We start from the raw sequence: 26,981 nt of genomic DNA, 5'->3' as shown, positions 1-26,981 counted from the left end.
GAACAAGGCCGAATGGCGCGCCATCCGCGTTATTCGGCCGGGAACCCGCCCTCGCCGGCGAGGCGCCGACGGTCTTCGTCGCCATGGCCGGGCTCATAAGTGAGCAGCGAGCGGCGCAGCTTGGGCCCGATCCGTTTCTCGAACCCGTCGGCCAGGCTGAAGGCGGCCGGCACGATCAGCAGCGTCAGCATGGTGGACAGCACGAGCCCGCCGATCACGGTGATGCCCATCGGCGCGCGCCAGGCGGCATCGCCCGAAAGCGAGACGGCAGTGGGGATCATGCCCGCGGTCATCGCCACGGTGGTCATGACGATCGGCTGGGCGCGCTTGTGCCCGGCGTCCATGATCGCGTGCACCTTGTCGACGCCCTTGGCCATTTCCTCCAGCGCGAAGTCGATCAGCAGGATCGAGTTCTTGGCGACGATGCCCAGCAGCATCAGGATGCCGATATAGACCGGCATCGAAACCGGCTCGCCCAGGATGGTGAGCGCGATCAGCCCGCCGAGCGGGGCCAGCAACAGCGAGATCATGTTCACCAGCGGCGAGACGAAGCGTTTGTAGAGCAGCACCAGCACCGCGAAGACCAGGAAGATGCCGCTGATCACCGCGATGATGAAGCTGTTGATCATCTCGGCCTGCCACTTGTCGTCGCCGACCGCTTCGTTCGACACGCCCGTGGGCAGGTTCTGCATGACTGGCAGGGTCTGGATCTGGGCCATGATCGGGCCCTTCACCTTGCCTTCGCCAAGGTCCGCGCCAACGAAGATGCGGCGCGACTGGTTGTAGCGCTGGATCTGGGTGGGCCCTTCGCCGAAGCGGATCTCGGCCACGCGCTTGAGCGGGACGGAGCCGCCGCTGGCGGTGGGCACCGGCAGGTTCGCGATCGTCGAGATGTCGCGGCGCGAGGAGCGCGGCAGGATCACCCGGATCGGCACCTGGCGATCGGTGAGCGAGAACTTCGCCGCGTTCTGGTCGATCTCGCCCAGCGTGGCGATGCGGATGGTCTGGCTCAGCGCGGCGGTGGTGACGCCCAGCTGCGCGGCAAGGTCGAGCCGGGGCACGATGACCAGTTCGGGCCGTTGCAGGTCGGCCGCGATGCGCGGCGCGACGACGCCGTCGATCCCGCGCATTTCCTCGACCAGCTTCTGCGCGGTGCGGTTGAGCAGTTCCGGATTGCTGCCCGAGAGCATCACCGAGATGTCGCGCCCGGTGCCGAAGCCGCCCGATTGCGAGGCGAAGCTGACGCGGGCATCGGGGATCTTCTGGAGTTCGGGCGCGACGCGGCGTTCGAATTCGATGCTGGTCGCCTCGCGCTCGGCGGCGGGCTTGAGCGAGATGTAGAGCGAGGCATTGCCTTCGCGCGCGGATTCCAGCACGCGCAGCACTTCGGGCTGCGCCTCGATCAGCCGGGTGACATGGTGCGCCACCTCGGCGGTCTGGTCGATCGTGGTGCCGGGCACCAACTCGATATTGACCTGGCTGGTATCCTCGTTGGTGTTCGGCTGGAACTGCTGCGGCAGCCCGGCCAGCAGCGCGAACGTGATCACCAGCGCATAGAGGCCCGCGCAGAACGCGAAGAAGCGATGATCGCGCGTGCGCGCGCTGAAGCGGTTGGCGAAATAGGTCCACCATGCGCCGAACCGGCCCATCGTGCCGGCCAGCGCCTTCAGCCCCTTGGCGATCAGCACGCCGGCGGCCACGGCCACCAGCGGCGAGATCATCGCCGCGACCACGAAGTGCAAGCCGATCTTGCTCAGCCCCTGGAAGGTCAGATACGACAGCGCGATGCTGATGCCGACGATCGCGACGATGAGCAGCGCGGCGATCGGATAGAACCACCACAGCCCCCGGACCCTGACCAGCGCCGCGCGCCGCCGCAGCGATTCGCTGTTGTCCAGCGTCCAGGCGAGCACTTTCATGTAAAGGTCCATGGCCCGGCCCGCGCCGTGCTCGGCATGGCCATGCGCCTTGAGGAAATAGGCCGCGACCATCGGCGTGATAAGCCGCGCGACGGCAAGGCTCATCAGCACGGCGGCCACCACCGTCAGGCCGAAAGCCTTGAAGAACTGGCCCGGGATGCCTGGCATCAGGCCGACCGGCAGGAACACCGCGACGATCGAGAACGTGGTCGCGACGACGGCCAGGCCGATCTCGTCGGCGGCGTCGATCGCGGCCTGATAGGCCGTCTTGCCCATGCGCATGTGTCTGACGATGTTCTCGATCTCGACGATGGCATCGTCCACCAGGACCCCCGCGACCAGGCTCAGCGCGAGCAGCGAGAGGAAGTTGAGCGTGAAGCCCAGCATTTCCATGAACCAGAACGTGGGGATCGCCGAAAGCGGGATGGCGATCGCGGCGATGAAGGTCGCCCGCCAGTCCCGCAGGAACAGGTAGACGATCACGATCGCCAGCACCGCCCCTTCGACCAGCGCTTCCATCGAGCTGGTGTATTGCCCCTTGGTATACGTGACTTGCGAGAACTGCTCGGTGAAGTGGACGTCCGGGTTTTCCTTCTGGATCTCTTCCAGCGCCTTGATCGCGTTGTCATAGACGGTGACTTCGGAAGCGCCGCGCGCGCGCTCGAAGCCGAAGGTCACGACTTCGCGGCCGTTGAGCCGGGCGATGCGGGTCTGCTCGGAATAACCGTCGCGCACCTGGGCGATGTCCGCCAGCTTGACCGAGCGTCCCCCGCCCAGATTGATCCGCGTCTGCGACAGCTCATAGGCGGTGTCGGCATTGCCCAGCACACGCACCGACTGGCGCGAGCCGGCGATTTCCGCCTGCCCGCCGGCCGCATCGGTATTGATCGAGCGCAGGACATTGTTGACATCGCGCGCGCTCACGCCCAGCGCGTCCATCCGCGCCGGGTCCATCACCACGCGGATCTCGCGATCGACCCCGCCGTTGCGATCGACCGTGGCGAGGCCTTCGAGCGAGAGCAGCCGCTTGGCCACCGTATCGTCGACAAACCAGCTGAGCTGCTCCATCGTCATGTCATCGGCGCTGACCGCGAAGAAGGCGAGCGAGCCGCCGCCGCCGGCCTCGATCTTGCTGACTTGCGGTTCCAGGATGCCTTCGGGCAAGTCGCTGCGGATCTGGTCCACCGCGTTCTTGACCTGGTTGGTCGCGACATCGACGTCGGTGCCGATGGCGAAGCGCACGAACGTGACCGAGCTGCCCTCGGACGCGGTCGATTCGATTTCCTCGACCCCGCTGATCGAGCGGGCCGCCGCTTCCACCTTCTGGGTGACTTGCGTCTCGATCTCGGTCGGCGCCGCGCCGGGCTGGGAGACCCGCACGAGCACGCCGGGGAAATCGACGTCCGGCATGTTGTTCACGTCCATCCGGCTGAACGAGACGATGCCGGCGATCATCACGCCGATGAAGAAGACGATCGGTATGATCGGATTGCGGATCGACCATGCCGAGATATTGCGCAGACCCATCGTCCCGCTCAGCCGCCGTGTTTGACGAGGCGCGCCTTGACCGCGTCGCCTTCGTTGAGGAAGCCGCCGGCGCGCAGGACTACGCGTTCCGTGCCGCTGAGCCCCTCGATCACGGCGATGCCCCCGGCGGTGACGGTGCCGGTCCGCACGGAGCGGCGCTGGACCTTGTCGTTCGGGCCGACGACGTAGACGAAGCTGCCCCTGGCATCGCTCATGATGGCGGACTCCGGCAGCATCGGCGCGACCAGCGCGCCAGAGGCGATCTCGGCGCTGGCGAACCCGCCGGGGCGCAGTTCGCGCGCATAGGGCAGCGCGATCCGCGCTTCGCCCTGGCGGTCGGTCGCATTGATGGTGGGCGCCACTTGCCAGATCTGGCCGGTGAAGCTCCGGCCGAGGCCGACGGGGGTGATTTGCGCTTCCTGGCCGATGCTCAGCTTGGCGAGGTCGTCCTCGCTCAGCCGGGCGCGCAGCTCCATCTCGCCGTCCTTGGCGATGCGGAACAGCACGCCGCTGCCGGCGGTGACGACCTGGCCGGGCTCGACATTGCGTTCGAGCACGAGGCCGGCGGCCGGCGCGACGATGTTGAGCCGGCGGGTGCGGGCCTGCATTTCGCCCAGCTGCGCCCTGGCGACGCCGACGCGGGCGACGGCGGCATCGCGCGTCGCGGTCAGCCGATCGACGTCGGCCTTGGAAATGAAACCGCGATCGACCAGCTTGAGCGCGCGATCGAGATTGGCCTGCGCCAGCCGGGCGTCGGCCGCCGAAACGTCGATCTGCGAGGCGAGCCCGGCGATCTGCTGGGTCTGCACCGAACGGTCCACCACGGCCAGGACCTGGCCCTGTTCGACCCAGGCGCCGGCATCGACCAGCACTTGCGCCACCGATCCGCCTTCGCCCGCCGAACCCACCGGCATCTCGCGCCGGGCGGCCAGCGATCCGGTCGCGGTGATCGTGCCGGTGATCGACGCGCGACCCGGCTGGATCACGGAAACGGTGGGGATCTGCTCCTGCTTGGCCGCGTCGAACTCGTCGGCATTGCCGCGATGGAGCAGGAACCAGATGCCGATCAGCACCACCACGATCGCTGCCAGGATCAGCCACATGCGCCGGCGGGAGGCGCGATCCTGCGCGTCGCCGTGGGTCAGCGCGTCAAGCGCGGTCTCGTCATCGCCGAGTTCGATCTTGGCGTCGTAATTCATTGCCGTCACCGCCCAATGTCGCGCGCCTCAGCCCGTGAGCGGCGCGGCACGATTGATTTTCGGCGCCAGACCGTCCGCCGAACCGGCATACGGACCCCGCCTTCGAAACAGGTCGTGCGGCCATATACCCGCGTCGAACGGGTGGCAATGCGAAGTCGCCCCGCTGCAATACGCATCGACGAACGACTTGCAACGGGGCAACAGTATCGCGTTCAGCCTTGGCGAAAGGCGGGTTTCGCGCGCTCAGCGCAAGCGGCCGCGCTGCACCAGATTGGCCAGGGCCAGCAGGATCAGCGCGCCGATGAACGCCGTCACCAGCGTGCGCCAGTCGAACGCATCGCCGCGCAACTGGCCGCCGCCGATGAACTGGCCGAGCAGGAAGCGGCCCAGGATCGAGCCGACGCAGCCGACCACGATGTTCCAGAAGATGCCCATCGAGGCATCGCGATTCATTACCTTGCTGGCCAGCCAGCCCATGATCCCGCCCATGATGATGGCGACGATGAAGTCAATCACGGCAATGCACTCCTCTCCTCGCGCGTGGCCGGTGCCGCGCGCCCGGCGCGGGCCCGCAACGGGCCCGGCGGCGCCGAGCATATCGCCCGCCGCCGCCGAAGGATAGCCGCATGGTTAAGCCGGAGCGCCCGCGCGCTCAGTATTTCTGCTGACGCTCGTAGAGGTCGCGATAGTGCTGGATGCGCGTGACGCGCAGGCCCTGCATTCCCGAACGATCGACCGCGCGCTGCCACGAGGCGAATTCCTCCAGCGTGAGCTGGTAGCGTTCGCACACCTCGTCGATCGTCAGCAGGCCGCCGTTGACCGCCGCGACGACTTCCGCCTTGCGGCGCACCACCCACCGGCTGGTGTTCGGCGGCGGCAGCGACTCGAGCGTCAGCGGCTCACCGAGCGGCCCGATCACCTGGGCAGGACGAATCTTCTGGTTCTCGATCATCTTTACCCTCGTCCGCCAGTTCTGGTTGTGCCGGCGACAAGCGCATCATTGTCCGCTTCGGGCTTGCCATTGACTAAAGCACTAGGGTTAACGGTCGTTGAGACATGACCGTAAGTGGCCAGACGGTGTGCCGCTTCATCGGCAAAACTGCCGCGCCGGCGACTGGTTCCCACGGCGAAATCCTTGCTCAGCATGGAAAATGATTCGCGTGCGGCGACCAGGCGCGCGTGCAGCACCGGCCATTCGGGATGGTCCGATGCCCGCTCGCGCGCGGCGCCGGAAAGCCCGTCGGTGCAATTTACGAGGTCAAATGCGATCTCCATGCGGCAGGTTATAGGCACGCGTTGGTCAAGGGGAGGTAAAGGCCGGCTTTACCTGCTGTTGAGGATAGTTAACCGTCCCGGTCCCCCGGCATCAGTAGTTGGCGTGGCGCGCGCGGGGGGGTATGGGCCGCAGCCATGTCCGCGCCTGGCGATCTTTCCGACCTCGATATCGCGCCGCTGTTCCAGTTGGCCGGCCCCTTGCGCGCGCGCCGGGTGGTGGTGGCGATGTCGGGCGGGGTCGACAGCTCGGTCGTCGCCGCGCTGGCGGCCGCGAGCGGGGCCGAGACCATCGGCGTCACGCTCCAGCTCTATGACTATGGCGCCGCGACGGGCCGCAAGGGCGCCTGCTGTGCCGGCGACGACATCCGCGACGCGCGCGCCGTGGCCGATCGCCTTGGCATCGCGCACTATGTCTTCGATCACGAGAGCCGCTTTCGCGAGGAGGTGGTGGAACGCTTCGCCGACGATTATCTCGCCGGGCGCACGCCGATCCCCTGCATCCGCTGCAACATGGGCCCCAAGTTCACCGACCTGCTGGCGATGGCGCGCGATCTGGGCGCCGATTGCCTGGCGACCGGGCACTATGTCCGCCGCGTCGTGGGCCCGGCCGGTGCCGAGCTGCACCGCGCGGCCGATCCGGCGCGCGACCAGAGCTATTTCCTTTACGCCACCACCGAGGCGCAACTCGATTTCCTGCGCTTCCCGCTGGGCGGCCTGCCCAAGAGCGAGACCCGGCGGATTGCCGAGGTCGCGGGCCTCAGGGTCGCGGCCAAGCCCGACAGCCAGGACATCTGCTTCGTGCCTGATGGCGATTATGCGAAAGTCGTCCGCCAGGTCCGTCCCGAGGGCGAGGCGCCGGGCGAGATCGTGCACGCCGAGACCGGCGCGGTGCTGGGGGCGCATCGCGGCGTGATCCACTACACCGTCGGCCAGCGGCGCGGGCTGGAGATCGGCGGCCAGCCCGAGCCGCTCTATGTCACCGGCATCGACGCGGCGGCGCGGCGGGTGCTGGCCGGCCCCCGGCGCCTGCTGGCCGTGGGCGCGGCGCGGATCGTCGAGACCAACCGGATCGGCCCGCTGTCCGATGCGCCGTTGGCCGCCAAGGTCCGGTCGCTGGCGCGGCCCGTGCCGGTCTCGCTGGCAGGGTCGCTGGGTGACGGCGCGGCCGCCACGATCTGCTTTGCCGAGCCTGAATACGGCGTCGCCCCCGGTCAGGCGGCGGTGCTCTATGCGGGCGATCGCGTCGTTGGCGGCGGCTGGATCGCCGCGACCGAACCGGCGCGATAGCGCTCTACCCCGCGATGCCGGCGGCGGCGAGCACGGCCAGCGTCAGCAGGTCGGGCGCGATCGCGGTCATCGGCGCGATCTGCACCGGCTTTTCCATGCCGATCAGCATCGGGCCGATCGTGGTCGTGCCGGTCAGCTCGCGCAGCAGCTTGGCCGAGATGTTGGCCGATTGCAGGCCGGGCATGACCAGCACGTTGGCCGGTCCCGACAGCCGCGAGAACGGATAGTTCTTCATCACCTTGGGATTGAGCGCGGCATCGGGCGCCATGTCGCCTTCGTATTCGAAGCCGGGGTCCTGGCCGTCGAGGATGTGCACCGCCTCGCGGATGTTCTCCAGCCAGCGGCCCGAGGGATTGCCGAACGTCGAATAGCTGAGGAAGGCGACGCGCGGCTCATGCCCCATCCGCCGCGCGACGGCGGCGGTGCCGGTGGCGATCAGCGCCAGATCCTCGGCGCTGGGCCGCTCGTTGATCGTGGTATCGGCCAGGAACACGGTGTGATGCTGGCCCACCATCATGTGGATGCCGAACGGCAGCGTGCCGGGCTTGGCATCGAGCACGCGCCGCACCTCGATCATCGATTGCGCGAAAGGCCGCGTCATGCCGGTGATCATGGCATCGCCCACGCCCAGCTTGAGCAGGCCCGAGGCGAAGACGTTGCGATCCTGGTTGACCATGCGGCGCACATCGCGCTCCAGGAAGCCGCGCCGCTGGAGCCGGCCGTAGAGCATCTCCACCATCGGCTCGACATGCTCGGAGACGAGCGAGTTCTCGATCTGGTAGCTTTCGGGATCGCTGACGCCGAGTTCGGCGAACTTGTCGAGCACCGCCTGGGTGCGGCCGACCAGCACCGGCTCGCCATAGCCGAAATCGCGATACTGGATCGCGGCGCGCAGCACGACCTCGTTCTCCGCCTCGGCGAAGATCATCCGCTTGGGGTTCTGCTTGACCAGCGCATAGACGTTGGTCAGCGCCGAGGTCGTGGGGTTGAGCCGGCTGCGCAGCGCGTGGCGATAGGCGTCGAAATCCTCGATCGGCTTGCGCGCCACGCCGGTGTCCATCGCCGCCTTGGCGACGGCGGAGGACACCACTTCCATCAGGCGCGGATCGAACGGCGCGGGGATGATGTAGTCGAGCCCGAACTGGTGGTTCTTGCCGTAAGCGGCGGCGACTTCCTCGGGCACCTGCTCGCGCGCCAGCTCGGCGATGGCGCGCGCGGCGGCGATCTTCATCTCCTCGTTGATCGCGGTCGCCCGCACGTCGAGCGCGCCGCGGAAGATGAAGGGGAAGCCCAGCACGTTGTTGACCTGGTTGGGATAGTCTGAACGGCCGGTGGCGATGATCGCGTCGGGCCGCGCGGCCTTGGCTTCGGGCGGGGTGATTTCCGGGTCCGGGTTGGCCATGGCGAAGATGATCGGCTGTTTGGCCATCGACTTGACCATGTCCTGCGTCACCGCGCCCTTGACCGAAAGGCCCAGGAAGATGTCGGCGTCCACCATGGCGTCGGCCAGCGTGCGCGCGTCGGTCTCCACCGCGTGGGCCGACTTGAACTGGTCGATCCCGGCGGTGCGGCCCTTGTAGATCACGCCCTTGGAATCGCACATGATCACGTTGTCGTGCCGCACGCCCATCGCCTTGATCAGCGCGGTGCAGGCGATCGCCGCCGCGCCCGCGCCGTTGACCACGACCTTCACGTCCTTCAGCTCGCGATTGGTGAGGTAGCAGGCGTTCACCAGGCCGGCGGCCGAGATGATCGCGGTGCCGTGCTGGTCGTCATGCATCACCGGGATGTTCATCCGCTCGCGCAGCGCCTGCTCGATCAGGAAGCATTCGGGCGCCTTGATATCCTCAAGGTTGATGCCGCCGAACGAGGGTTCCATCAGCGCCACCGCGTTGATGAAGGCCTCGGGGTCCTCGGTGTTGAGCTCGATGTCGATGGCATCGACGTCGGCGAAGCGCTTGAACAGCACCGCCTTGCCTTCCATCACCGGCTTGGAGGCCAGCGCGCCGAGATTGCCCATGCCCAGGATCGCGGTGCCGTTCGACACGACGGCGACGAGGTTGCCCTTGGCGGTATATTCGTAAGCGTTCGCGGGATCATCGGCGATGGCGCGCACCGGCACGGCGACGCCGGGGGAATAGGCGAGGCTGAGGTCACGCTGGCTCGCCATCGGCTTGGAGGCGATGATCTCGATCTTACCCGGCCGGATCGTGTTGTGGTAGAACAGCGCCTCGCGCTCGGTGAATTCGATCTTGTTGTCGGACACGCCGGAACTCCCCAGTTTGGCCACGCCCTAACCAATCTCGCCCGGACGCGATAGGGGAAAGCTCACCCCGCCGCGCTTTTCGAATCGGCACCGCTGGCGCTAACCACGGATGATGAGTGGCGGCGCAACCCCGATGATGGCCCAATACCTCGCCTTGCGCGGGGAGGCGGGCGATTGCCTGCTGTTCTATCGCATGGGGGACTTCTTCGAGCTGTTCTTCGACGATGCCCGGCAGGCATCGCAGATCCTCGACATCGCGCTGACCACGCGCGGCGAGCATCTGGGGCAGCCCATCCCGATGTGCGGCGTGCCGGTGCATTCAGCCGAAAGCTATCTGGCGCGGCTGATCAAGGCGGGTTGCCGCGTCGCCATCGCCGAGCAGGTCGAAACGCCGGCCGAGGCGAAGCAGCGCGGCGGCTCGAAAGCGCTGGTCGCGCGCGATATCGTGCGCTTCGTCACCGCCGGCACGCTGACCGAGGAAGCGCTGCTCGAACCGCGCCGGGCGAACGTGCTGGCCGCCGTGTGCGAGATGCGCGGGCTGGTGGGCATCGCCGCCTGCGACATCTCGACCGGCCGGATGGAGCTGGAGGAATGCGCGCCCGATCGGCTGGGCGCGGCACTGGCGCGGCTGGGCGCGAGCGAGATCGTCGCGCCCGAGGGGTGGGAGGCCATGCCCGAAGGCGCGATCGCGCGGCCGGCGCGCGGCTTCGCCAGCGACAGCGGCGAGGCGCGGCTCAAGGCGATCCACGGCGTCGCCACGCTCGACGGGTTCGGCCTGTTCACGCGCACGATGCTGGCGGCGGCGGGCGGGCTGGTCGCCTATCTCGAACATGTCGGGCGCGGCAGCCTGCCGCTGCTGCTGCCGCCCGAAGCGCGCGCCGGCAATGCCGCGCTGGCGATGGACGCGGCGACGCGCGCCAGCCTGGAAATCCTCGAAGCCGCGCAAGGAGGACGCAAGGGCAGCCTGATCGACGCGATCGACCGCTGCGTCACGGGCGCGGGCGCGCGCCAGCTGGCCGAGGATCTTTCGGCGCCGCTGACCGGCGCACACGCGATTGCCGAGCGGCTGGAACTCGTCGCCTGGCTGCACGAGGATGGCTTGCTGCGCGAAAGCCTGCGCGCCGCCTTGCGCGCGCTGCCCGATCTGGGCCGGGCGCTGGGCCGGGTGGTGGCGGGCCGGGGCAGCCCGCGCGATCTGGGCCAGTTGCGCGATGGGCTGGCCGGCGCGCGCGCCTTGCACGATCGGCTGGGCGGGCGCGGCGATCTGCCGCTGTTGCTGGCGCGCCTGCTGCCGGCGCTTGCCGGCCATGGCGCGCTGGTCGATCGCTACGATCGCGCGCTGGTGCCCGCACCGCCGACCGAGCGCGGGCAGGGCGGCTTCATTGCCGAAGGCTATGACGCCGCGCTCGACGAGCTGCGCCGGATCGCCGGCAATGCCCGCCGCGCCATCGCCGCGCTGGAAGCGAAGTATCGCGACCAGACGGGCGTCGCCACGCTCAAGATCAAGCACAACAACGTGCTGGGCTATTTCGTGGAAGTGCCCGCACGCCATGCCGACAAGCTGATGGCGCCCGACAGCGGCTTCAGCCACCGCCAGACGATGGCTGGCGCGATGCGCTTCAACGCGCTGGCGTTGCACGCGGAGGCCAGCCGCATCACCGAGGCGGGCGCGCACGCGCTCGCCGCCGAGGACGCGCATTTCGAGGAACTGGTGACGATGGCGATCGCCGCCCGCCAGGCGATCGCGCAGACCGCCGCCGCGCTCGCCCGGATCGACGTCGCCGCCGGGCAGGCCGAGCGCGCGGCCGAAGGCGGCTGGGCCCGGCCCGAGATCCGCGACGAGCCCTGCCTGGCGATCGAAGGCGGACGGCATCCGGTGGTCGAGGCCGCGCTGGCCGCCGCTGGCGAGCGCTTCGTGGCCAACGATTGCCGGCTCGCACCCGAAGACCGGCTCTGGCTGATCGGCGGGCCCAACATGGGCGGCAAGTCCACGTTCCTGCGCCAGAACGCGCTGATCGTGCTGCTGGCGCAGGCGGGCGGCTTCGTGCCGGCGCAGGCCGCGACGATCGGGCTGGTCGACCGGCTGTTCAGCCGTGTGGGCGCGTCGGACAACCTCGCGCGCGGGCGTTCCACGTTCATGGTCGAAATGGTCGAGACCGCCGCGATCCTCAGCCAGGCGACCGAGCGCAGCTTCGTCATCCTTGACGAAGTGGGGCGCGGCACGTCGACTTACGATGGCCTGGCGCTCGCCTGGGCGGTGGCCGAGGCGGTGCACGAGACCAACCGCTGCCGCTGCCTGTTCGCCACCCACTACCACGAGCTGGCGCGGCTGGCCGAGACCTGCGAGGCGCTGTCGCTCCACCACGTCCGCGCGCGCGAATGGAAAGGCGATCTGGTGCTGCTGCACGAACTGGCCGACGGCCCGGCCGACCGCAGCTATGGCCTGGCCGTCGCCCGGCTGGCGGGAGTGCCCGCCAAAGTCATCGCCCGCGCCAGGGCCGTGCTCGAAAAGCTGGAAAAGGGCCGGGCGCAGACTGGCGGGCTGGCGGCGGGGCTGGGCGACCTGCCGCTGTTCGCCGCCGCCTTCGAAGCGCGCGAGGAGGCGTGCGACGGCTTGCGTGAGCGCTTGCGCGGCCTCGATCTCGATGCGCTCAGCCCGCGCGAGGCGCTCGACATGCTTTACGAACTGAAACGCGAGGCGGGCACCGATCCTTAACCTTGTGCCTGCTAGGCAGGCGCCATGTTCGGGCCGAAGATCTCCACCGTATTCCGCAGCCGCTGGAACGCGCTGTTCTGGTCGGCGGGCGTCCTGCTCACCGCCTATTGCTCGGTGCCCTCCGCCGACGACAGTGACCAGGGGGGCCAGCCCGCCAAGACGCAGCAGCACGTCAATCCCTGGGCCAAGACCGCCAAGTGAACGCCGGGGCGCGGGGCGCGGCGCGTCCGGCGACCGCCCCGGCGACCATTGCTTAACCAATCCGCGCTAGTCTGCGCGCGTCATGGAAAAGCAGTCTTCGCACAGGATCGGCTTTACGCTGGGCATGGTGGCGGTCGTGCTGGTGCTGGTGCGACTGCTGGTGGGAACGCCCGAGGAGGAAAGCGCGCTCAGCCGCGCCGCCGCCGCGCAGCTCGCGGCAAGGCAGGCCGGGGAGGCCGCGCCGGGCGATGACGCGCAAGCCGTGCCGGAACCCGCCAAGCCCCGCGTTTCCGAACGGCCGGCGCCCGATCCGGTCGAGGATCAGGACGTCGTCACCATGGATGCCGTGCCCGACGAACAGCTGATCGACGATGCCAGCGGCAGCGACCCTTCGGCCATGACCGAGCCCGAGCGGCCCGAGCACGAGGCGGAAGCCCCGGCCACCCGCAGCCGCGGCGTGCCTGTCGACCACCGGGCCTACTGAGCGCGAGTCGCGAGGAGACCCGCCTACCGTTCCTCGCTGCCGGCGCGGTTGATACTGGCGCGGCGCCGGATTCGCTTGCGCAGCAGCCGCCGCACCAGTTCGGGCGCCTTGACCGCGCGCAGATCGTCCAGCCCGACATTGCCGAGGCCCAGATAGCGGGCCCTGGGCCGGCGGGGCCGCTTGCGCACGCTCACGCGCTTGCCGTTCGCGCCGGCCGGATGTTCGCTCATGCTCGTGTTCCTTTGCCGGGCCCAACGCGGCGGCGCGCGCCGGGTTCCCGAACTCCCTCTTACCGCGTGGGGACCGGCTTCTCGCCCGAATAGTCGTAGAAGCCGCGCCCGGTCTTGCGGCCGTACCAGCCCGCCTCGACATATTTCTGCAGCAGCGGCGCGGGGCGGTACTTGGGATCGCCGGTGGTCGAATGGAACACCTTCATGATCTCGTAGAGCGTGTCGAGCCCGACGAAGTCGGCCAGCGTCAGCGGGCCCATCGGGTGGTTGAGGCCGATGCGGCAGCCCGCGTCGATATCCTCGACCGTGCCGACCCCGGCGCCGAGCACGAAGATTGCCTCGTTCAGCATCGGGCACAGGATGCGGTTGACCACGAAGCCGGGCTCATCGCCGGCGAGCACCACGGTCTTGCCCAGCTTCTCGCCGAACGCCTTCATCCGCGCGGTGGTTTCCGGCGAGGTGGCAAGGCCGGGGATCACTTCGACCAGGCCCATCACCGGCACCGGATTGAAGAAGTGCAGCCCGCAGAAGCGGCTGGCGTCGGGCGAACTGGCGGCCATGCGGGTGATCGGGATCGAGCTGGTGTTCGATGCCATGATCGCGTTCGCGCCCAGCACTTCGCCGGCGGTCTTGAAGATCGCGTGCTTGATGTCCTCGCGCTCGGTCGCCGCCTCGATGATCAGGTCGGCCGCCGCCATCGGCGCGTAATCGCCGATCGGGGTGATCCGCGCGAGCGTCGCCGCGGCCTGGGCGGCGTCCAGCTTGCCTCGCGCGACCAGCTTGTCGAGGCTCTTGGCGATTCCCGCCTTGCCCTTCTCGGCGATGGCGAGATCGACATCGGAAAGGAGCACGTTGATGCCCTTGCCCGCCACGGTCTGCGCGATGCCCGAACCCATGATGCCCGAACCGATGATCGCGACTGTCTGCATCCCCGACTCCTTCACTGACTGGAATTTCCCGGCTGCCTAGCGGCTCTGCGGCGGCATGGGAACCTGGCGATTCCGGGGCACCTAGCGATTCTGCCCGGGCACCCACAGCACGTCGCCCGCGCCGGCGGCGTTCACCGCGCGGGCCAGGACGAACAGATAGTCGCTCAGCCGGTTGACATAGGCCAGCGCGGCCGGGTTGACCGGGGCTTCGGCGGCCAGCGCGGTGGCCGCGCGCTCGGCCCGGCGCGTGGCGGCGCGCGCGACATGGATGCGCGCGGCGGCCTCGCTGCCGCCCGGCAGGATGAAGCTGCGCAGCGGCTCAAGCCCCTCGTTCAGCGCGTCGATCGCGGTCTCGATCCATGCGACTTGCGCATCGACGATCCGCAGCGTCATGTCCGACGGGGCGAAATCCGCGCCCGGCGTGGCCAGGTCCGCGCCCAGGTCGAACAGGTCGTTCTGGATGCGCGTCAGCGCGGCGGCATGGTCGCCAGTGCCCGGCGCGCAGACGGCGAGGCCGATGGCGCTGTTCGCCTCGTCCACCGCGCCGATCGCTTCCATCCGCGCGGCGTGCTTGGGCAAGCGCGATCCGTCGACCAGCCCGGTCGTGCCGTCATCGCCCGTGCGCGTGTAGATGCGGTTCAGCCGAACCAAAGCCCAACCCCCAGCCTTATCGCGTCAGCTTACCGGGCCATGGCCAGCAGCAGCGCCACGACCACCACCGCGAGCGCCTGGTACTTGATGCGGGCGAACATCATCCGGTTCTGCATCAGCTGCATCTCGGTCGCGCCCGTGCCCGGATCACGCTCCAGATCGGCCTTGGTGCTTTGCAGGAAAGCGATGATGCCGCGCACCAGGCTGACGACGACCATGATCATCAGCACGGCGATGATGGGGATGAGAACGTATGTCATCGCTTCTCTTTACGCCGATGCCAGCGAAATGCCAGCGGGGAAGCGCCCGGCCCTGAGCGCCGTGGCCAGGGCAGGCCCATCTTCCCCGGCGCGGCGCCGGTCGGCCAGCGAGGGCGATCCGCGCCGCTTGGCCAGCTTGCGCCCGTCCGCCTCCACCAGCAGGCCATGGTGGTGCCAGACCGGCACCGGCAGCCCCAGCAGCGCCTGCAGCAGCCGGTGGACGTGGCTCGCGGCGAACAGGTCCATGCCGCGCGTCACCAGCGTCACGCCGTCGGCCGCGTCGTCCAGCGTGGCGGCCAGGTGATAGCTTGCCGGCAAGTCCTTGCGCAGCAGCACCACGTCGCCGAAGATCCCGGGCGTGGCCACTTGCGCGCCGGCCCGCTCGTCGATCCATGCGAGCGGGCCGGCCAGCGCCATGGCCCGCGCCGTGTCGAGCCGCCAGGCCGCGCCGCGTGGGTCCACCGGCCGGCCCCGGCAGGTGCCGGGATAGACCGGGCCGTCCGGCCCCATCGCGCGTGCCGCCGCGGCGATCTCGGCGCGGGTGCAGACGCAGGGGTAGAGCAGGTCCATGGCCTTCAGCCGCTCGCCCGCCTCGGCATAGCGGTCGAGCCGCGCGGACTGGAACGCCACCTCGCCATCCCAGCCAAGGCCCAGCCAGGCGAGATCGGCCAGGATCTCGGCGACGAATTCGGGCCGGCTGCGCTCGCCGTCGATATCCTCGATCCGCAGCAGGAAGGCCCCGCCGCGCGCGCGCGCCAGATCGTGCGCGCACAGCGCGGCATAGGCGTGGCCCAGATGCAGCGGCCCGTTGGGACTGGGGGCGAAGCGCGTGCGGATCATGGTTTTTCGCCTAAAGCAATTTTCCCCGCCGGTGAATTCGGCCCGAAGCGGAACATCCTGTGGATTCAGGCGGATCGAGCGACTTGACGCAGAGTCCGGCAAATGCTGATCTATCGCCATGCGCTGCCATGAAACCGCAATGACAGGCTGCAACAGGAGGCCATGCTCAAGTCGGAGCTGATCGAGCGCGCGGCCAAGTTCCGCAGCGCGGCGGAGGACCCCGCCCGAAGCCTTTCCGATTGTCCTGCCCTTGTCCTCAACGCGGATTTCACTCCGCTGTCCTATTATCCGCTCAGCCTGTGGCCGTGGCAGACCGCGATCAAGGCCGTGGTGCTCGAACGGGTGGACATCCTCGAATCCTATGCCCGCGCGGTGCACAGCCCCAGCTGGACGATGCAGATCCCCTCGGTAATCGCGCTGCGGCAATATGTGCGCCCCTCGGAATTTCCCGCCTTCACCCGGTTCAACGTGTTCCTGCGCGACCGCTTCAGTTGCCAGTATTGCGGATCGCCGCACAACCTGACGTTCGATCACGTCCTGCCCCGGCGGCTCGGCGGCCGGACGAGCTGGGAAAACATCCTCACCGCCTGCGCGCCGTGCAACATGCGCAAGGGCGGGCGCACGCCGGCGCAGGCCAAGATGCCGCCGATCGTCAAGCCGATCCGGCCGACAAGCTGGCAACTGCAGGAACGCGGCCGGGCCTTCCCGCCCAACTACCTGCACGAGACCTGGCGCGACTGGCTCTATTGGGATGTCGAGCTGGAAGCGTGAGGGCACTGGAAGCGTGAAAGCGTGGGCCGCTTCGCTGCTGCTTGCCGCCTGCCTGCCCGGCATCGCGGCAGGCCCCGCGCGTGCCGAGGCCGCGCCCGGCACGGCGGCGCGATACCTGGGAAGCTGGACCATCGCCGATGCGCGGCCGGCGCCGTGGGTGGGGGATCGCCAGCCTTCGGGCGCCGCGGAATGGCGCCGGCTGGTGGGCCGCACCGTCACTTTTGCCAGGACCCGGATCTATGGTCCGCCGATGCTGACCTGCCGCAAGCCCGATTACCGGATGATCGCGGTGCCGCCCGACATGCTGTTCCAGGGCACGCTGACCGATCCGGTGGCGCAGGCCAGGGCGCTGGGCTTTGCCGGCGCCACGATCGAGACGCTGGAAACCGGCTGCGCGGGCTGGATCGCGTTCCATTTCGTCGATCCGGCCACGGCGCGCTTCGCGCTGGACGACATGATCTATACGCTGCGGCGGAAATAGCGCGGTTTCGCGGCTTTCGCGCGCTTTCGTCCGGCCGCCCGCAGTGCATCCTTTACCCCAAATTAACCTAGAATACCTAATCAAGGGCCCGCGAAATTCTTTCGGGGGCTTCTTCCAATGCGTCATTACTTGCTGCTTTCGGCCACTTGCCTGCTCGCTGCCTGCGGCGGGGGCGGCGAGACGACCATCAGCACGCCGCCGCCGGTGAACCCCGACGCCGTGCACAGCTTCGTCCATCCCACCGAGCCCAAGACTTATCAGGGCATCGGCGGCAGCCACGTCTTCGAGTACCTGACCGACGAGCGCCAGTGCTGCAACCAGCAGGGCGAGGTCTACGCCGGCAATTCCTCCACCGCGCGCGATTCGGCGATCTCCATCACCTACAACCCGCGCGAGGCGGTCTATACGCTGGAACTGGAGGATCAGCTTTCCGGCGCCGACACCGCGACGCGCTTTCAGGACCCGGGCAGCCGCACCGATTTCGGCGGCGCGGCCGAGCCGCAATGGGGCGTGCCGCACCTGGCCAATCCCAACATCCATTACCTGCAGGCCGGTGACGGCGATCCGCGATCGCCTTATGACAGCAGCGGGTCGGGCCTGGTCAACGCGGGCGACAACCAGCACGCGCCCACGGGCGCGGACGGCAGCAATTACCAGTCGACCACGCTCTTCGTGCTCGAACCGGGCAGCGAGACCAAGTACGTCACCTATGCCGGCTATGTGCGCAACGCCTACAGCTTCAGCACGCTGGAGACCGATACCGGCGCCTATGCCCTGATCGACCATCACCTGGAACGCGGCTCCTTTGCCTTTGGCGAGCGGACCGACAACGGCGCGGTGCCCCGGACGGGCTCGGGCTCGTACCACGGTTCGATGATCGCCTCGATGATCTTCAACCCCACGCTCGACGGGGTGAGCCCCGACGGGACGAACGGGATGCTGCCGAACTACTTCCAGTGGATCGAAGGCACGGCCGACCTGGCGGTGAACTTCGCCAACAGCTCGGTGAACCTCGCGCTGGATGGCAAGGTCTATGCGCCGCACTATGATTACTACACCGGCCCCCAGGAAAGCGTGATCAAGGATCAGGCGACCTTCGCCGCGCATGGCGCGGGCACGATCAACATGATCAACTTCGGCGGCTTCAAGGGCGAGTTCTCCGACGCGCGCTTCGTCAACCCGAACGGCACGACCTATAACGTCAACATCGCCGGCTCCAGCATCGACGGCACCTTCTTCGGCCCCGCCGCCGAGGAAGCCGGCGGCGGCTTCCGCATCGTCGGCGGCAACCCGGATGAGCGCATCGATATTCTCGGCGCTTTCGTCGGCAAGAAGTAATGCCTGCCATTCCGCAGCGCCTTGCCATCGCTTCGGCGCTGGCGGGCGCCGCCCTGCTCGCCGTGCCGGCCAGCGCCGAGGAAGCCCCCGCCAGTGCGGCCGCCGCGCGGGGCGGGGCGACGGCGGTGCCGGGCGCGTGTTCGGGCGGGCGCTGCGATTACCGCCTCTCGCCCGGCCAGATGCTGGCGCTGGCCGAGCGGCTGGTGCTCGAAAAGCATTATGACGAGGCGCGGCCTTTCGTGGCGGCGCTGCGCGATGCGCCGGGCATGGCCATTCCCTATGGCTTCCTCGATGGCCTGATCCGCCTGGGCACGGGCGATGCCAAAGGCGCGGCCGAGCGGTTCCGCGCGATCCTGAAGGACAATCCGGGCCAGACCCGCGTGCGGCTGGAACTGGCCCGCGCGCTGATGATGCAAGGCAATTACGACGGCGCCGAGTATCACTTGCGGCTGGCCGGGCAGGACGAGACGTTGCCCGAGGATATCGCCCGCATGATCGGCAACGCGCGCAGCGCGGTGCGATCCAACCGCCGGTTCCGCTTCGGCTTCGATTTCGGCTTCGCGCCCGATTCGAACATCAATTCGGCGACCGCGGCCGAAACCATCGACGTCAATTTCGGCTCGATGCAAGTGCCGCTCACGCTGGATGCAGAGGCGCGCGCGCGCTCGGGCGTGGGCGTGACCGCGAGCACGTATGCCACGCTGCGCCTGCCGACCGCCGAGAACAGCTCGCTGGTGTTCGATACCAACGCGGCCATGGTCAATTACGAGGACAACACGCTCGACGATTACACCGTGCAGCTTGCCGGCGGGCCGGAACTGCGGCTGGACGGTGACCACACGCTGACCGTGCAGGCCGTCGGCCTCTATCGCTGGTATGGCGGCGAGGTGGCGGCGCGGCAATACGGCGCGCGCGCGACGTTCCAGCAATCGCTCGACCGTTCCCGGCGCATCGCCTTGCAGATCGACGGGCGGCGCAGCGAATCCGATCTCAACACCGGCTACAATGGCTGGCAGATCGGCGCCAATGCCACCTACGAGCAAGTCGTCGCCCGTTCCGCGATCGTTTCGGCCAGCGTGCTCGCCCGGCGCGAATCCGACAAGGAAGACGCCTATTCGAACACCACGTTCGGGCTCAACGCGGGCATCGGCGGCGAATTGCCGCTGGGCATCAACGCCGGCTTGTCGGGCGGCGCCACCTGGTCGAAATACGACGAGGCGCAACCCTTCTTCTCGTTCGAGAAGCGCGAGGAATGGCGGCTGCAGGGCCGGGCCTACCTGGGATTGCGGCAGATTCGCGTCGCCGGCTTCTCGCCCTCGGTCGAATACCAGTTCAGCAAGGTCGATTCGAACTACGATTTCTACGCCAGCGAACGCCACCGCGTGCAGTTCAAGCTGGCGCGGTATTTCTGAGAGCCTGTCTGGAAATGCGCCTTTCGGCGCATAGCGGCACCGGCCCACGCCCCCACCCGGCCTCCCAACGAAATGGTACTCTGTGGGAGGCTGGGTGGAGGCGCGGGCCGGTGCCGCACCGAAATGCGTTTTTCCGCGCATTTCCAACGGGCCTGCTTCGAAACGATAATTCCCGTCATCGATGCTTGAGCCATCGCCGAAGGCGCTAATCGTCCTCCGGTCCATGGATGCCCTTGCCCGCATCCACCGCGCCTGCCACCGCCACGTCCATTGTCACGTTGCCGACGGTGCGCATGATGTCGGGCAGCATTTCCACCGCCACCAGGACGCCCAGCGGCCAGAGCGGCACGCCCATGGCGGCGGCGATCGGCGCGGTCGAGGCGATGAAGCTGACCGTGCCGGGCAGCGAGACCGAGCCGACCGTGGTGACGAAAGCCACCAGCGCGCCCGCCGCGATGGCCGAAGGGGGCAGGTCCACGCCGGCCAGGCTGGCCGCATAGATCACCGCGCCCACGTTCATCGCCGGGCTCGTCACGCGGAACAGCGTGACCGCCAGCGGCAGGACGAATTCGGCGGTGGTGGTCGCCAGGCCCAGCTTGCGCGAGGCGGCGAGCATGGCCGGCAGGCTCGCCAGCGACGACTGGGTCGAGATCGCCACGACCTGCACCGGCATCGCCGCGCGGGCGAACGTGCCCAGCGGCAGGCGCGCGACCAGCCGGGCGAGCGGATAGGCGGCCAGCAGCATCACCGCGCCCAGCGTGCTCACCAGCGTGATATAGTGCGCCAGCGCGCCGATCGCCGCCGCGCCGCTTTGCGCCGCGAGCGAGAGGCCCAGCGCGAAGACGCCGATCGGCGCGAGCGCCAGCACCCAGCCGATCACCACCATCATCGCGCCGGCCATCGCGGCGAACAGCAGCGCGAGCTGGCGGCGCGGCGCTTCGGCCAGCCGGGTCGAGGCCAGGGCGAACAGCGCGACGAAGACGATCACCGGCAGCATCGCATCCCCGGCGGCGGCGGTGACGACATTGCCGGGCAGCAGCGAGCGCACGAAATCGCCGATGCCCGGAACCGAGCCGGGATCGCCGGGGCCGCGCAGCGCGATCCCGGCCGGCGCGGGCGACAGGTCGAGCAGCAGCGGCATCCCCACCGCGCCCAGCACTGCGCTGGCCGCCAGCAGCGCGACGATGAAGCCCAGCGTGCGCCGCGCCATCGCGCCCGCGCGTGCTGCCGCCACGGTCTCGACAATGCCGGTGAACAGCAGTCCGGCGACCAGCGGCAGGATCGTCATCTTCAAGGCTTGCAGCCACAGCCCGCCGGCCGGCTCGGCCAGCGCGAGCAGCGGCGGCAGCGCGGTCGTGCCGTGGAGCAGGAGGCCCAGCAGCAGCCCGCAAACCAGCCCGGCCAGGGTCAGCAGCCCCGGCACGCGGATTTCGGGCATCCGGGATGGACCGGCTTCGTCGTTCATGCGGGCGTGACTTTACCAGCGCGGCGCGACATAGCAATTTGTCAGCAAATCGCGTGATATGGGCAGGGCCATGAGCAAGCAATTCTTCGGCACGGACGGGATTCGCGGCCGCACCAATGCCGGCGTGATGACCGCCGAAACGGCGATGAAAGTCGGGCAGGCGGCCGGCAAGCACTTCCTGCGCGGCGCGCACCGGCACCGCGTGGTGATCGGCAAGGACACCCGGCTTTCCGGCTACATGCTGGAAAACGCGATGGTCGCGGGCTTCACCAGCGTCGGCATGGACGTGGTGCTGCTGGGGCCGATGCCCACCCCCGCCGTCGCGCTGCTGACGCGCGAGCTGCGCGCCGATGTCGGCGTGATGATCTCGGCCAGCCACAACCCTTATGAGGACAACGGCATCAAGCTGTTCGGGCCCGACGGCTTCAAGCTTTCGGATGAGGACGAGCTGGCGATCGAGGCGCTGCTGGGCGAGGATCTGCCGCTGGCCGAGGCGGCCGAGATCGGCCGGGCTCGCCGGATCGAGGATGCGCGCGGGCGCTATATCCATGCGGTCAAATGGTCGCTGCCGCACGATATCCGGCTGGATGGGCTGAAGATCGCGGTCGATTGCGCCAATGGCGCGGCCTATCAGGTCGCGCCTTCCGCGTTCTGGGAACTGGGCGCGGAAATCGTCGCGGTGGGCGTCAGCCCCAATGGCAAGAACATCAACGATCGCTGCGGCTCGACGCACCTCGATCTCATCCAGGAAACCGTGGTCGGATCAGGCGCGGACATCGGCATCGCGCTTGATGGCGATGCCGACCGGCTGATCGTGGTCGATGAACAGGGCAATACCGTCGATGGCGATCAGATCATGGCGCTGATCGGCAGCCAGTGGGCCGCGCAAGGGCGGCTGGCCGGCGGCGGCGTGGTCGCCACGGTCATGTCGAACCTGGGGCTCGAACGCTTCCTCAATGGCCGGGGGATCGACCTGGTGCGCACCCGGGTGGGCGATCGCCATGTGCTCGAAGCGATGCGCGGCGGCGGCTACAATGTCGGTGGCGAGCAATCCGGCCACATGATCCTGCTCGACCACGCGACCACGGGCGACGGCACGGTCGCCGCGTTGCAGGTGCTGGCCGCGCTGGTCCAGTCGGGCAAGCGGGCGAGCGAGCTGCTGCACTTGTTCGATCCCGTGCCCCAGCTCTTGCGCAACGTGCGCTTTTCCGGCGGCAAGCCGCTGGAAGACGCGCGCGTGCGCGCCGCCATCGCCGATGCCGAGGCTTCGCTGGATGGCAAGGGCCGGCTGGTGATCCGTCCTTCGGGCACCGAGCCGGTCATTCGCGTGATGGCCGAAGGCGATGACGCCGGCGAAGTGGAGGCCGCCGTCGCCTGCGTGTGCGAAGCGGTCGCGCAGGTCGCCGCCTGATGCTGGAGATGCGCCCCGATTGCGAGCGCTGCGGCGCGGATCTGCCGGCCGAGGCGCCGGGCGCCTTCATCTGCAGCTTCGAATGCACGTTCTGCACCGAATGCGCCGACGTGCTTGACGAGCTTTGCCCCAATTGCGGCGGCGAGTTGGTCGATCGGCCGACGCGGGCGAAAAAGCACCACGCGCAGCATCCGCCTTCGACCGAGCGCAAGTTTCGCGGCTGACCGGCTGCTAGGGGTCGATCGCGCGGCTTGATCTTGTCGAAGCGCGCGCGCGGCCCTAGCCCGGTGGGATGATTCCCCCGCGCATCCTTTCCATCGCCGGCTCCGACAGCTCGGGCGGCGCGGGCATCCAGGCCGACATCAAGACGATCGCGATGCTGGGCGGCTATGCCATGACCGCGATCACCGCGATCACCGCGCAGAACACGCGGGGCGTCAGCGCGGTGGAGCCGCTTTCGCCCGCGATCGTCGGCGCGCAGATCGATGCCTGCCTGGGCGATATCGGAGTGGACGCGGTCAAGATCGGCATGTTGGGCTCGGCCGCGATCGCCCATGCCGTTGCCGATCGGCTCGCAGCGCTGGCCGCGCCGGTGGTGTTCGATCCGGTGATGGTGGCGACCAGCGGCTCGGTGCTGGCCGATGGCGAGACGATCGCCGCGTTCGAACGGCTGATGGCGCTGGCCACGCTGACCACGCCCAATGTGCCCGAACTGGCCGCGCTGGGCGGCGATGCGGCGATGGCGGCACGCGGCGGGGCCTATCTCGCCAAAGGCGGCGATGCCGAAGGCGACGTGGTGGAGGATCGGCTGGTCGTGCCCGGCGCCGCGCCGGTGGTCTGGCGATCGCCGCGCATCGTCACGCGCCACACGCATGGCACCGGCTGCACATTGTCGAGCGCCATCGCCACCTTGCTGGGCCAGGGCGCGACGCTGGCGGAGGCGGTGGGCGCGGCGCGCGATTTCGTCCGTTCCGCCATGCGCGAAGCGCCCGGCTTTGGCGCCGGGCACGGGCCGCTGGGCCATCAGGCGGTGCGCTGAGGCCAGTCCTTCCGGTCCAGCGCGAGGTAGACGCTGTCGCACCATTCGCGCCCCACCAGCCAGGTCTTCGCGGCGCGGCCGGTCTCGCGAAAGCCCAGCCGTTCGAGCAGCCGCAGCGAGGCCGCGTTGCGCGGATCGACATCGGCCACGGCGCGCTCCAGCCCGTGCGCGGTGAAGACATGGCCCAGCACCGCGCGCAACGCCTCGCCGGCCAGGCCCTGGCCCCACAGGGCGGGATCGAGGATGTAGCCGATCTCGGGAAAGCGATAGAACCCGGCCTTGCCGATCACCCGGCCATGATGCGCGATCACGAAATCCACGCCTTCGTCCGGGGCTGTCGCGATCATCCCGGCCAGCCATTCCCGGCTCTGGTCGCGGTGGGTATGCGGCGGCGTCGACCAGTAGGCCATGGCGCGCGGGTTCGAAAGCAGGGCATGGATCGCGTCCAGGTCGTCCGCGCGCGCGGGCCTGAGGGTCAGGCGCTCCGTGCGCAGCGTGACCATGGGGTCAGCCGCAATCGAGATCGTAGAACTCGACGATCTTGCCCCAGCCATCCTCGGCGGTTTCGCACCAGTGGAACAGCTCCACGTCCCGGGGATTGATCACGCCTTCCTCGGCCATGGCCTCGAAATTGATGATCCGTTCCCAGTATTCGCGGCCGAAGAGCAGGATCGGGATCGGCTTCATCTTGCCGGTCTGGATCAGCGTCAGCGTTTCGAGGAATTCATCGAGCGTGCCGAATCCGCCCGGAAACACCGCCACCGCGCGGGCGCGCAGCAGGAAGTGCAGCTTGCGCAAGGCGAAGTAGTGGAACTGGAACGAAAGGCGCGGGGTGACGTAGGGGTTGGGCGCCTGCTCGTGTGGCAGCACGATGTTCAGCCCCAGCGATTCGGCGCCCACGTCGGCCGCGCCGCGATTGGCCGCTTCCATGATCGACGGCCCGCCGCCCGAGCAGACGACGAACTGGCGCATCCCTTTCTCGACGATGGCGCACTGGCTGGCCATCCGCGCGAGATTGCGGGCCTCGACATAGTATTTTGACTTGGCCACCAGCCGCTCGGCCACGGCCTTGCGCTCAGGCGTGGTCGCGGCCGCGAGCATGGCGTCGCACTGGTCGGGCGCGGGGATGCGCGCGGAACCGTACATCACCAGCGTGGAGCCGATGTTGGCTTCCTCCAGCAGCATCTCGGGCTTGAGCAGTTCGAGCTGGAAGCGCACCGGGCGCAGCTCGTCGCGCAGCATGAATTCCTGGTCGAGGAACGCGAGCCGGTAGGCGGGGTTGCGGGTTTGCGGCGTGCCTTCCTGCGCTTCGGCGAAGGAGGCTTCCTGCTCCGCCTTGTAGAACCGGCGGCGCGTGAGTTTCTTGTCGGTATCGGCCATGCGTGTTCCATGGCGCGTCAGGTTCGTTCCGTCGAGTGCAAAGGCGGCTCGCGAGGCGGCCGATTTGCCGCTAGACCTGTGCCGATGTTGACGCGACGATCGCTGCTGGCGGGCCTTGGCGGTACTGCCGCCATGCTGGCCGCCCCGGCGATTCCGGCCGCCTCGCCCGGTTCGCCCGCATCGCCCCGCCCGCCGCGCCTGCGCGAAGGCGATACGCTGGGGCTGGTCGCGCCGGCGGGTTTCATCGCCGATCGCTTCGGCATCGCCGAGATCGAGGACGCGGTGCGGGCCATGGGGCTGGTCCCCAGGTCCGCGCCGCACATGCTCGATCGCGAAGGCTATCTGGCCGGATCGGACGCCACGCGCGCGCGCGATCTCACCGCCATGTTCGCCGATCCCGAAGTGCGCGCGATCATGGCGGTGCGCGGCGGCTGGGGCTGCGCGCGCATCCTGCCGCATCTCGATTTCGCGGTGATTCGCGCCCATCCCAAGCTGCTTGTGGGATCGAGCGATGTCACCGCGCTGCACCTCGCGCTGGCGGCGCGCACCGGCATCCCCAGCATCCACGGCCCGAACGCGGCGGCAAGCTGGCCGCCGGCCGCGTGGCAATCGTTCCACGATGTCGCGTTCGATGCCGCCACGCCGACTTACGCGGTGCCGCAAGGTCTGGCGGGCGGCCTGGGCCGTACCGCCGGCCGGGTGCGCACGTTCCGTTCGGGCAAGGCGCGCGGGCGCCTGCTGGGCGGCAATCTCTCGGTCCTCTCGGCACTGGTCGGCACGCCCTACCTGCCCGATTTTTCCGGCGCGATCCTGTTCCTGGAGGATACCAACGAGGCCGAATACCGCATCGACCGGATGCTTACCCAGCTCGCGCTCGCGGGGATTCTCGGCAAAGTGGCCGGCGTGGTTTTCGGCCAGTGCACCAATTGCGAGAATCCGGGGCCGTCGTTCGGCAATTTCACCGTCTACGAAGTGCTCGACCGCCAGTTCGCCGATCTGCGAGTCCCGGCGTTCCAGGGCGCGCTGATCGGCCACATCGCCAGCCAGGTGAGCATCCCGGTGGGCGTCATGGCCGAAATCGACGCCGATACCGGAATGATACACCTGCTCGAACCCGCGGTGGCCTGACCGCGCGCGCGATGGCGCCGGGGCGTGGGCCGCGCGTGTCGTGGCTGCCCGCCCTATCTATCTGAAATCATATGGAAACCTGGATGCCCCGCGAGGATTGGTGGTCCATATCTATTATCCTCAAAACTAACGATTTTCTTGCGTTGCGGATTTTCTGATGCCCCCGCCGATACCCCGAGGTTTTCAGGGGGCGGCGTGGTCGAGCTGGCGAAGTTTCCATTGTTCGACGTCGCGTTCGGCCCAGGCGACGCGCTGGCGGCCGAGCGGAATTGGGCGGGGAAATTCGCCCTTCGCGATCAGGCGGTAGATCGTCGCGCGGTGGAGGGAGGTCTCGCGGACAATGTCCTGCATCTTGAGCAGGCGGCCGGGCGCTTCCCGCGCCGGCACTGAAGTACGACTACCCAACGGCTCATCGTCCTTCTTCGGGCGCCCGAATACCAGCCGCTGCCCCGGCAACGTCTTGGTGAAGCAAGCCGACAACCTCTGAAACGTATTTGAAGAGTTGGCCCCATGCATCCTGCGCCGCCAGTACGGCCTCAGCGCGATCAGCGATCGCCTGATCGAGAGCCTGCCGGGTGGCAATCTCGCGGGCAACCGCCTTCCTTACTCCGTCGGCAAACACCTCAAACGTCGCGGGATCAATCCTCTCAGCCATTGGCTTTCCTTCCTTCGTCGCGGGCGTGGTTGAGGCGGGCGGCCGCGCTGGTGCTGCCGCCGCGATCGGGGTGGGCGGCGCGCATCTTGTCGCGCCAGGCGGCATCGATCTCGGCAA

28 protein-coding genes are annotated in these 26,981 nt (G+C 68.5%); 12 read left to right on the top strand and 16 right to left on the bottom strand.

Annotation, left to right across the window (positions count from 1 at the left end; all coding sequences use genetic code 11):
* Positions 1-29: 29 nt before the first annotated feature.
* From PYV00_RS07830 to PYV00_RS07810, 5 genes are all read right to left on the bottom strand, one after another.
* Positions 30-3,446, bottom strand: a complete 3,417-nt coding sequence (locus tag PYV00_RS07830) for an efflux RND transporter permease subunit (RefSeq protein WP_275227730.1) — start codon at positions 3,444-3,446, stop codon at positions 30-32.
* Positions 3,447-3,454: 8 nt separating this feature from the next.
* Complete coding sequence (locus PYV00_RS07825; protein ID WP_275227729.1) at positions 3,455-4,645, bottom strand: efflux RND transporter periplasmic adaptor subunit; 1,191 nt, start codon at positions 4,643-4,645, stop codon at positions 3,455-3,457.
* A 243-nt stretch (positions 4,646-4,888) separates the two neighbouring features.
* Positions 4,889-5,134, bottom strand: a complete 246-nt coding sequence (locus PYV00_RS07820) for a GlsB/YeaQ/YmgE family stress response membrane protein (protein WP_428981619.1) — start codon at positions 5,132-5,134, stop codon at positions 4,889-4,891.
* Positions 5,135-5,297: 163 nt separating this feature from the next.
* Positions 5,298-5,597 (bottom strand): DUF1153 domain-containing protein, encoded by a 300-nt coding sequence (locus PYV00_RS07815; protein WP_091144351.1) that lies wholly within the window; start codon positions 5,595-5,597, stop codon positions 5,298-5,300.
* Between the two features lie 2 nt (positions 5,598-5,599).
* Positions 5,600-5,920: a hypothetical protein gene (locus PYV00_RS07810; protein ID WP_275227728.1), complete on the bottom strand. Its 321-nt coding sequence runs from the start codon at positions 5,918-5,920 to the stop codon at positions 5,600-5,602.
* 135 nt (positions 5,921-6,055) lie between these two features.
* Here PYV00_RS07810 and mnmA point away from each other — a divergent pair, with 135 nt between their 5' ends.
* Positions 6,056-7,207, top strand: coding sequence for a tRNA 2-thiouridine(34) synthase MnmA (gene mnmA / locus PYV00_RS07805; RefSeq protein WP_275227726.1), 1,152 nt, complete (start codon positions 6,056-6,058; stop codon positions 7,205-7,207).
* Positions 7,208-7,211: 4 nt separating this feature from the next.
* Here mnmA and PYV00_RS07800 read toward each other — a convergent pair whose 3' ends face one another.
* On the bottom strand, positions 7,212-9,473 hold the full coding sequence (locus tag PYV00_RS07800) for an NADP-dependent malic enzyme (protein ID WP_275227725.1): 2,262 nt from the start codon (positions 9,471-9,473) through the stop codon (positions 7,212-7,214).
* A 112-nt stretch (positions 9,474-9,585) separates the two neighbouring features.
* Here PYV00_RS07800 and mutS point away from each other — a divergent pair, with 112 nt between their 5' ends.
* The 3 genes from mutS (at position 9,586) to PYV00_RS07785 (ending at position 12,874) form a co-directional block, all read left to right on the top strand.
* A complete protein-coding gene (gene mutS, locus PYV00_RS07795; RefSeq protein ID WP_275227724.1) occupies positions 9,586-12,189 on the top strand; it encodes a DNA mismatch repair protein MutS in 2,604 nt (867 codons plus the stop codon).
* A 24-nt stretch (positions 12,190-12,213) separates the two neighbouring features.
* Positions 12,214-12,390, top strand: a complete 177-nt coding sequence (locus tag PYV00_RS07790; RefSeq protein WP_275227723.1) for a hypothetical protein — start codon at positions 12,214-12,216, stop codon at positions 12,388-12,390.
* An 82-nt stretch (positions 12,391-12,472) separates the two neighbouring features.
* Positions 12,473-12,874, top strand: a complete 402-nt coding sequence (locus tag PYV00_RS07785) for a hypothetical protein (RefSeq protein WP_275227722.1) — start codon at positions 12,473-12,475, stop codon at positions 12,872-12,874.
* A gap of 23 nt (positions 12,875-12,897) precedes the next feature.
* Here the strand turns inward: PYV00_RS07785 and PYV00_RS07780 are convergent, their stop codons facing one another.
* The 5 genes from PYV00_RS07780 to gluQRS form a co-directional block, all read right to left on the bottom strand.
* On the bottom strand, positions 12,898-13,104 hold the full coding sequence (locus PYV00_RS07780; RefSeq protein ID WP_275227720.1) for a hypothetical protein: 207 nt from the start codon (positions 13,102-13,104) through the stop codon (positions 12,898-12,900).
* Between the two features lie 59 nt (positions 13,105-13,163).
* On the bottom strand, positions 13,164-14,033 hold the full coding sequence (locus tag PYV00_RS07775; protein WP_275227719.1) for a 3-hydroxyacyl-CoA dehydrogenase family protein: 870 nt from the start codon (positions 14,031-14,033) through the stop codon (positions 13,164-13,166).
* 81 nt (positions 14,034-14,114) lie between these two features.
* Entirely contained in the window at positions 14,115-14,684 is a 570-nt protein-coding gene (locus PYV00_RS07770; protein WP_275227718.1) for a cob(I)yrinic acid a,c-diamide adenosyltransferase, read from the bottom strand.
* Positions 14,685-14,713: 29 nt separating this feature from the next.
* Positions 14,714-14,944, bottom strand: coding sequence for an HIG1 domain-containing protein (locus PYV00_RS07765; protein WP_275227717.1), 231 nt, complete (start codon positions 14,942-14,944; stop codon positions 14,714-14,716).
* 9 nt (positions 14,945-14,953) lie between these two features.
* Entirely contained in the window at positions 14,954-15,784 is an 831-nt protein-coding gene (gene gluQRS, locus PYV00_RS07760; protein WP_275227716.1) for a tRNA glutamyl-Q(34) synthetase GluQRS, read from the bottom strand.
* Positions 15,785-15,946: 162 nt separating this feature from the next.
* On the opposite strand from gluQRS, the gene PYV00_RS07755 reads away from it, so the two are divergent.
* The 4 genes from PYV00_RS07755 (at position 15,947) to PYV00_RS07740 (ending at position 19,786) form a co-directional block, all read left to right on the top strand.
* The gene (locus PYV00_RS07755) at positions 15,947-16,555 is read left to right on the top strand and encodes an HNH endonuclease (protein ID WP_275227715.1); all 609 of its coding nucleotides are present in this window, start codon (positions 15,947-15,949) and stop codon (positions 16,553-16,555) included.
* 13 nt (positions 16,556-16,568) lie between these two features.
* Complete coding sequence (locus PYV00_RS07750; protein ID WP_275227714.1) at positions 16,569-17,036, top strand: hypothetical protein; 468 nt, start codon at positions 16,569-16,571, stop codon at positions 17,034-17,036.
* 117 nt (positions 17,037-17,153) lie between these two features.
* Positions 17,154-18,374, top strand: coding sequence for a transferrin-binding protein-like solute binding protein (locus tag PYV00_RS07745; protein WP_275227713.1), 1,221 nt, complete (start codon positions 17,154-17,156; stop codon positions 18,372-18,374).
* Entirely contained in the window at positions 18,374-19,786 is a 1,413-nt protein-coding gene (locus PYV00_RS07740; RefSeq protein ID WP_275227712.1) for a porin family protein, read from the top strand. The genes PYV00_RS07745 and PYV00_RS07740 overlap by 1 nt, the downstream gene beginning before the upstream one ends.
* 205 nt (positions 19,787-19,991) lie before the next feature.
* Here the strand turns inward: PYV00_RS07740 and PYV00_RS07735 are convergent, their stop codons facing one another.
* On the bottom strand, positions 19,992-21,251 hold the full coding sequence (locus PYV00_RS07735) for a dicarboxylate/amino acid:cation symporter (RefSeq protein WP_275227711.1): 1,260 nt from the start codon (positions 21,249-21,251) through the stop codon (positions 19,992-19,994).
* A gap of 70 nt (positions 21,252-21,321) precedes the next feature.
* Between PYV00_RS07735 and glmM the strand changes: the two genes are divergently transcribed.
* From glmM to thiD, 3 genes are all read left to right on the top strand, one after another.
* Complete coding sequence (gene glmM / locus PYV00_RS07730) at positions 21,322-22,662, top strand: phosphoglucosamine mutase (protein WP_275227710.1); 1,341 nt, start codon at positions 21,322-21,324, stop codon at positions 22,660-22,662.
* Positions 22,662-22,886: a DUF1272 domain-containing protein gene (locus PYV00_RS07725; RefSeq protein WP_275227709.1), complete on the top strand. Its 225-nt coding sequence runs from the start codon at positions 22,662-22,664 to the stop codon at positions 22,884-22,886. The genes glmM and PYV00_RS07725 overlap by 1 nt, the downstream gene beginning before the upstream one ends.
* A gap of 68 nt (positions 22,887-22,954) precedes the next feature.
* Positions 22,955-23,701 carry a bifunctional hydroxymethylpyrimidine kinase/phosphomethylpyrimidine kinase gene (thiD, locus tag PYV00_RS07720; RefSeq protein WP_275227708.1) on the top strand — a complete coding sequence of 249 codons (747 nt, stop codon included), beginning with the start codon at positions 22,955-22,957 and terminating at the stop codon, positions 23,699-23,701.
* On the opposite strand, the gene PYV00_RS07715 is transcribed toward thiD, so the two are convergent.
* Positions 23,686-24,204, bottom strand: a complete 519-nt coding sequence (locus tag PYV00_RS07715) for a GNAT family N-acetyltransferase (protein WP_275227707.1) — start codon at positions 24,202-24,204, stop codon at positions 23,686-23,688. The two genes, thiD and PYV00_RS07715, sit on opposite strands and share 16 nt — an antisense overlap.
* Before the next feature lie 4 nt (positions 24,205-24,208).
* On the bottom strand, positions 24,209-25,081 hold the full coding sequence (locus PYV00_RS07710; protein WP_275227706.1) for an LOG family protein: 873 nt from the start codon (positions 25,079-25,081) through the stop codon (positions 24,209-24,211).
* Between the two features lie 84 nt (positions 25,082-25,165).
* Here PYV00_RS07710 and PYV00_RS07705 point away from each other — a divergent pair, with 84 nt between their 5' ends.
* Positions 25,166-26,209 (top strand): S66 peptidase family protein, encoded by a 1,044-nt coding sequence (locus PYV00_RS07705; RefSeq protein WP_275227705.1) that lies wholly within the window; start codon positions 25,166-25,168, stop codon positions 26,207-26,209.
* A gap of 183 nt (positions 26,210-26,392) precedes the next feature.
* Here the strand turns inward: PYV00_RS07705 and PYV00_RS07700 are convergent, their stop codons facing one another.
* Entirely contained in the window at positions 26,393-26,560 is a 168-nt protein-coding gene (locus tag PYV00_RS07700) for a helix-turn-helix transcriptional regulator (RefSeq protein ID WP_275227704.1), read from the bottom strand.
* Positions 26,561-26,618: 58 nt separating this feature from the next.
* The gene (locus tag PYV00_RS07695) at positions 26,619-26,864 is read right to left on the bottom strand and encodes a hypothetical protein (RefSeq protein WP_275227703.1); all 246 of its coding nucleotides are present in this window, start codon (positions 26,862-26,864) and stop codon (positions 26,619-26,621) included.
* Positions 26,865-26,981 lie beyond the last annotated feature (117 nt).

It is taken from the genome of Novosphingobium album (ex Liu et al. 2023), assembly GCF_029076845.1.
GTDB lineage: Bacteria > Pseudomonadota > Alphaproteobacteria > Sphingomonadales > Sphingomonadaceae > Novosphingobium.
Note: the sequence above shows the minus strand (reverse complement) of the source record. Positions and strands in the feature narration are given on the sequence as shown.

Coding starts and splice junctions, on each gene's coding strand:
- PYV00_RS07830 (WP_275227730.1), bottom strand. CDS start 3,446: ATGGGTCTGCGCAATATCTCGGCATGGTCGATCCGCAATCCGATCATA.
- PYV00_RS07825 (WP_275227729.1), bottom strand. CDS start 4,645: ATGAATTACGACGCCAAGATCGAACTCGGCGATGACGAGACCGCGCTT.
- PYV00_RS07820 (WP_428981619.1), bottom strand. CDS start 5,134: ATGGGCGGGATCATGGGCTGGCTGGCCAGCAAGGTAATGAATCGCGAT.
- PYV00_RS07815 (WP_091144351.1), bottom strand. CDS start 5,597: ATGATCGAGAACCAGAAGATTCGTCCTGCCCAGGTGATCGGGCCGCTC.
- PYV00_RS07810 (WP_275227728.1), bottom strand. CDS start 5,920: ATGGAGATCGCATTTGACCTCGTAAATTGCACCGACGGGCTTTCCGGC.
- mnmA (WP_275227726.1), top strand. CDS start 6,056: ATGTCCGCGCCTGGCGATCTTTCCGACCTCGATATCGCGCCGCTGTTC.
- mutS (WP_275227724.1), top strand. CDS start 9,586: ATGAGTGGCGGCGCAACCCCGATGATGGCCCAATACCTCGCCTTGCGC.
- PYV00_RS07790 (WP_275227723.1), top strand. CDS start 12,214: ATGTTCGGGCCGAAGATCTCCACCGTATTCCGCAGCCGCTGGAACGCG.
- PYV00_RS07785 (WP_275227722.1), top strand. CDS start 12,473: ATGGAAAAGCAGTCTTCGCACAGGATCGGCTTTACGCTGGGCATGGTG.
- PYV00_RS07780 (WP_275227720.1), bottom strand. CDS start 13,104: ATGAGCGAACATCCGGCCGGCGCGAACGGCAAGCGCGTGAGCGTGCGC.
- PYV00_RS07775 (WP_275227719.1), bottom strand. CDS start 14,033: ATGCAGACAGTCGCGATCATCGGTTCGGGCATCATGGGTTCGGGCATC.
- PYV00_RS07765 (WP_275227717.1), bottom strand. CDS start 14,944: ATGACATACGTTCTCATCCCCATCATCGCCGTGCTGATGATCATGGTC.
- gluQRS (WP_275227716.1), bottom strand. CDS start 15,784: ATGATCCGCACGCGCTTCGCCCCCAGTCCCAACGGGCCGCTGCATCTG.
- PYV00_RS07755 (WP_275227715.1), top strand. CDS start 15,947: ATGCTCAAGTCGGAGCTGATCGAGCGCGCGGCCAAGTTCCGCAGCGCG.
- PYV00_RS07745 (WP_275227713.1), top strand. CDS start 17,154: ATGCGTCATTACTTGCTGCTTTCGGCCACTTGCCTGCTCGCTGCCTGC.
- PYV00_RS07740 (WP_275227712.1), top strand. CDS start 18,374: ATGCCTGCCATTCCGCAGCGCCTTGCCATCGCTTCGGCGCTGGCGGGC.
- PYV00_RS07735 (WP_275227711.1), bottom strand. CDS start 21,251: ATGAACGACGAAGCCGGTCCATCCCGGATGCCCGAAATCCGCGTGCCG.
- glmM (WP_275227710.1), top strand. CDS start 21,322: ATGAGCAAGCAATTCTTCGGCACGGACGGGATTCGCGGCCGCACCAAT.
- PYV00_RS07725 (WP_275227709.1), top strand. CDS start 22,662: ATGCTGGAGATGCGCCCCGATTGCGAGCGCTGCGGCGCGGATCTGCCG.
- thiD (WP_275227708.1), top strand. CDS start 22,955: ATGATTCCCCCGCGCATCCTTTCCATCGCCGGCTCCGACAGCTCGGGC.
- PYV00_RS07715 (WP_275227707.1), bottom strand. CDS start 24,204: ATGGTCACGCTGCGCACGGAGCGCCTGACCCTCAGGCCCGCGCGCGCG.
- PYV00_RS07710 (WP_275227706.1), bottom strand. CDS start 25,081: ATGGCCGATACCGACAAGAAACTCACGCGCCGCCGGTTCTACAAGGCG.
- PYV00_RS07705 (WP_275227705.1), top strand. CDS start 25,166: ATGTTGACGCGACGATCGCTGCTGGCGGGCCTTGGCGGTACTGCCGCC.
- PYV00_RS07700 (WP_275227704.1), bottom strand. CDS start 26,560: ATGCAGGACATTGTCCGCGAGACCTCCCTCCACCGCGCGACGATCTAC.
- PYV00_RS07695 (WP_275227703.1), bottom strand. CDS start 26,864: ATGGCTGAGAGGATTGATCCCGCGACGTTTGAGGTGTTTGCCGACGGA.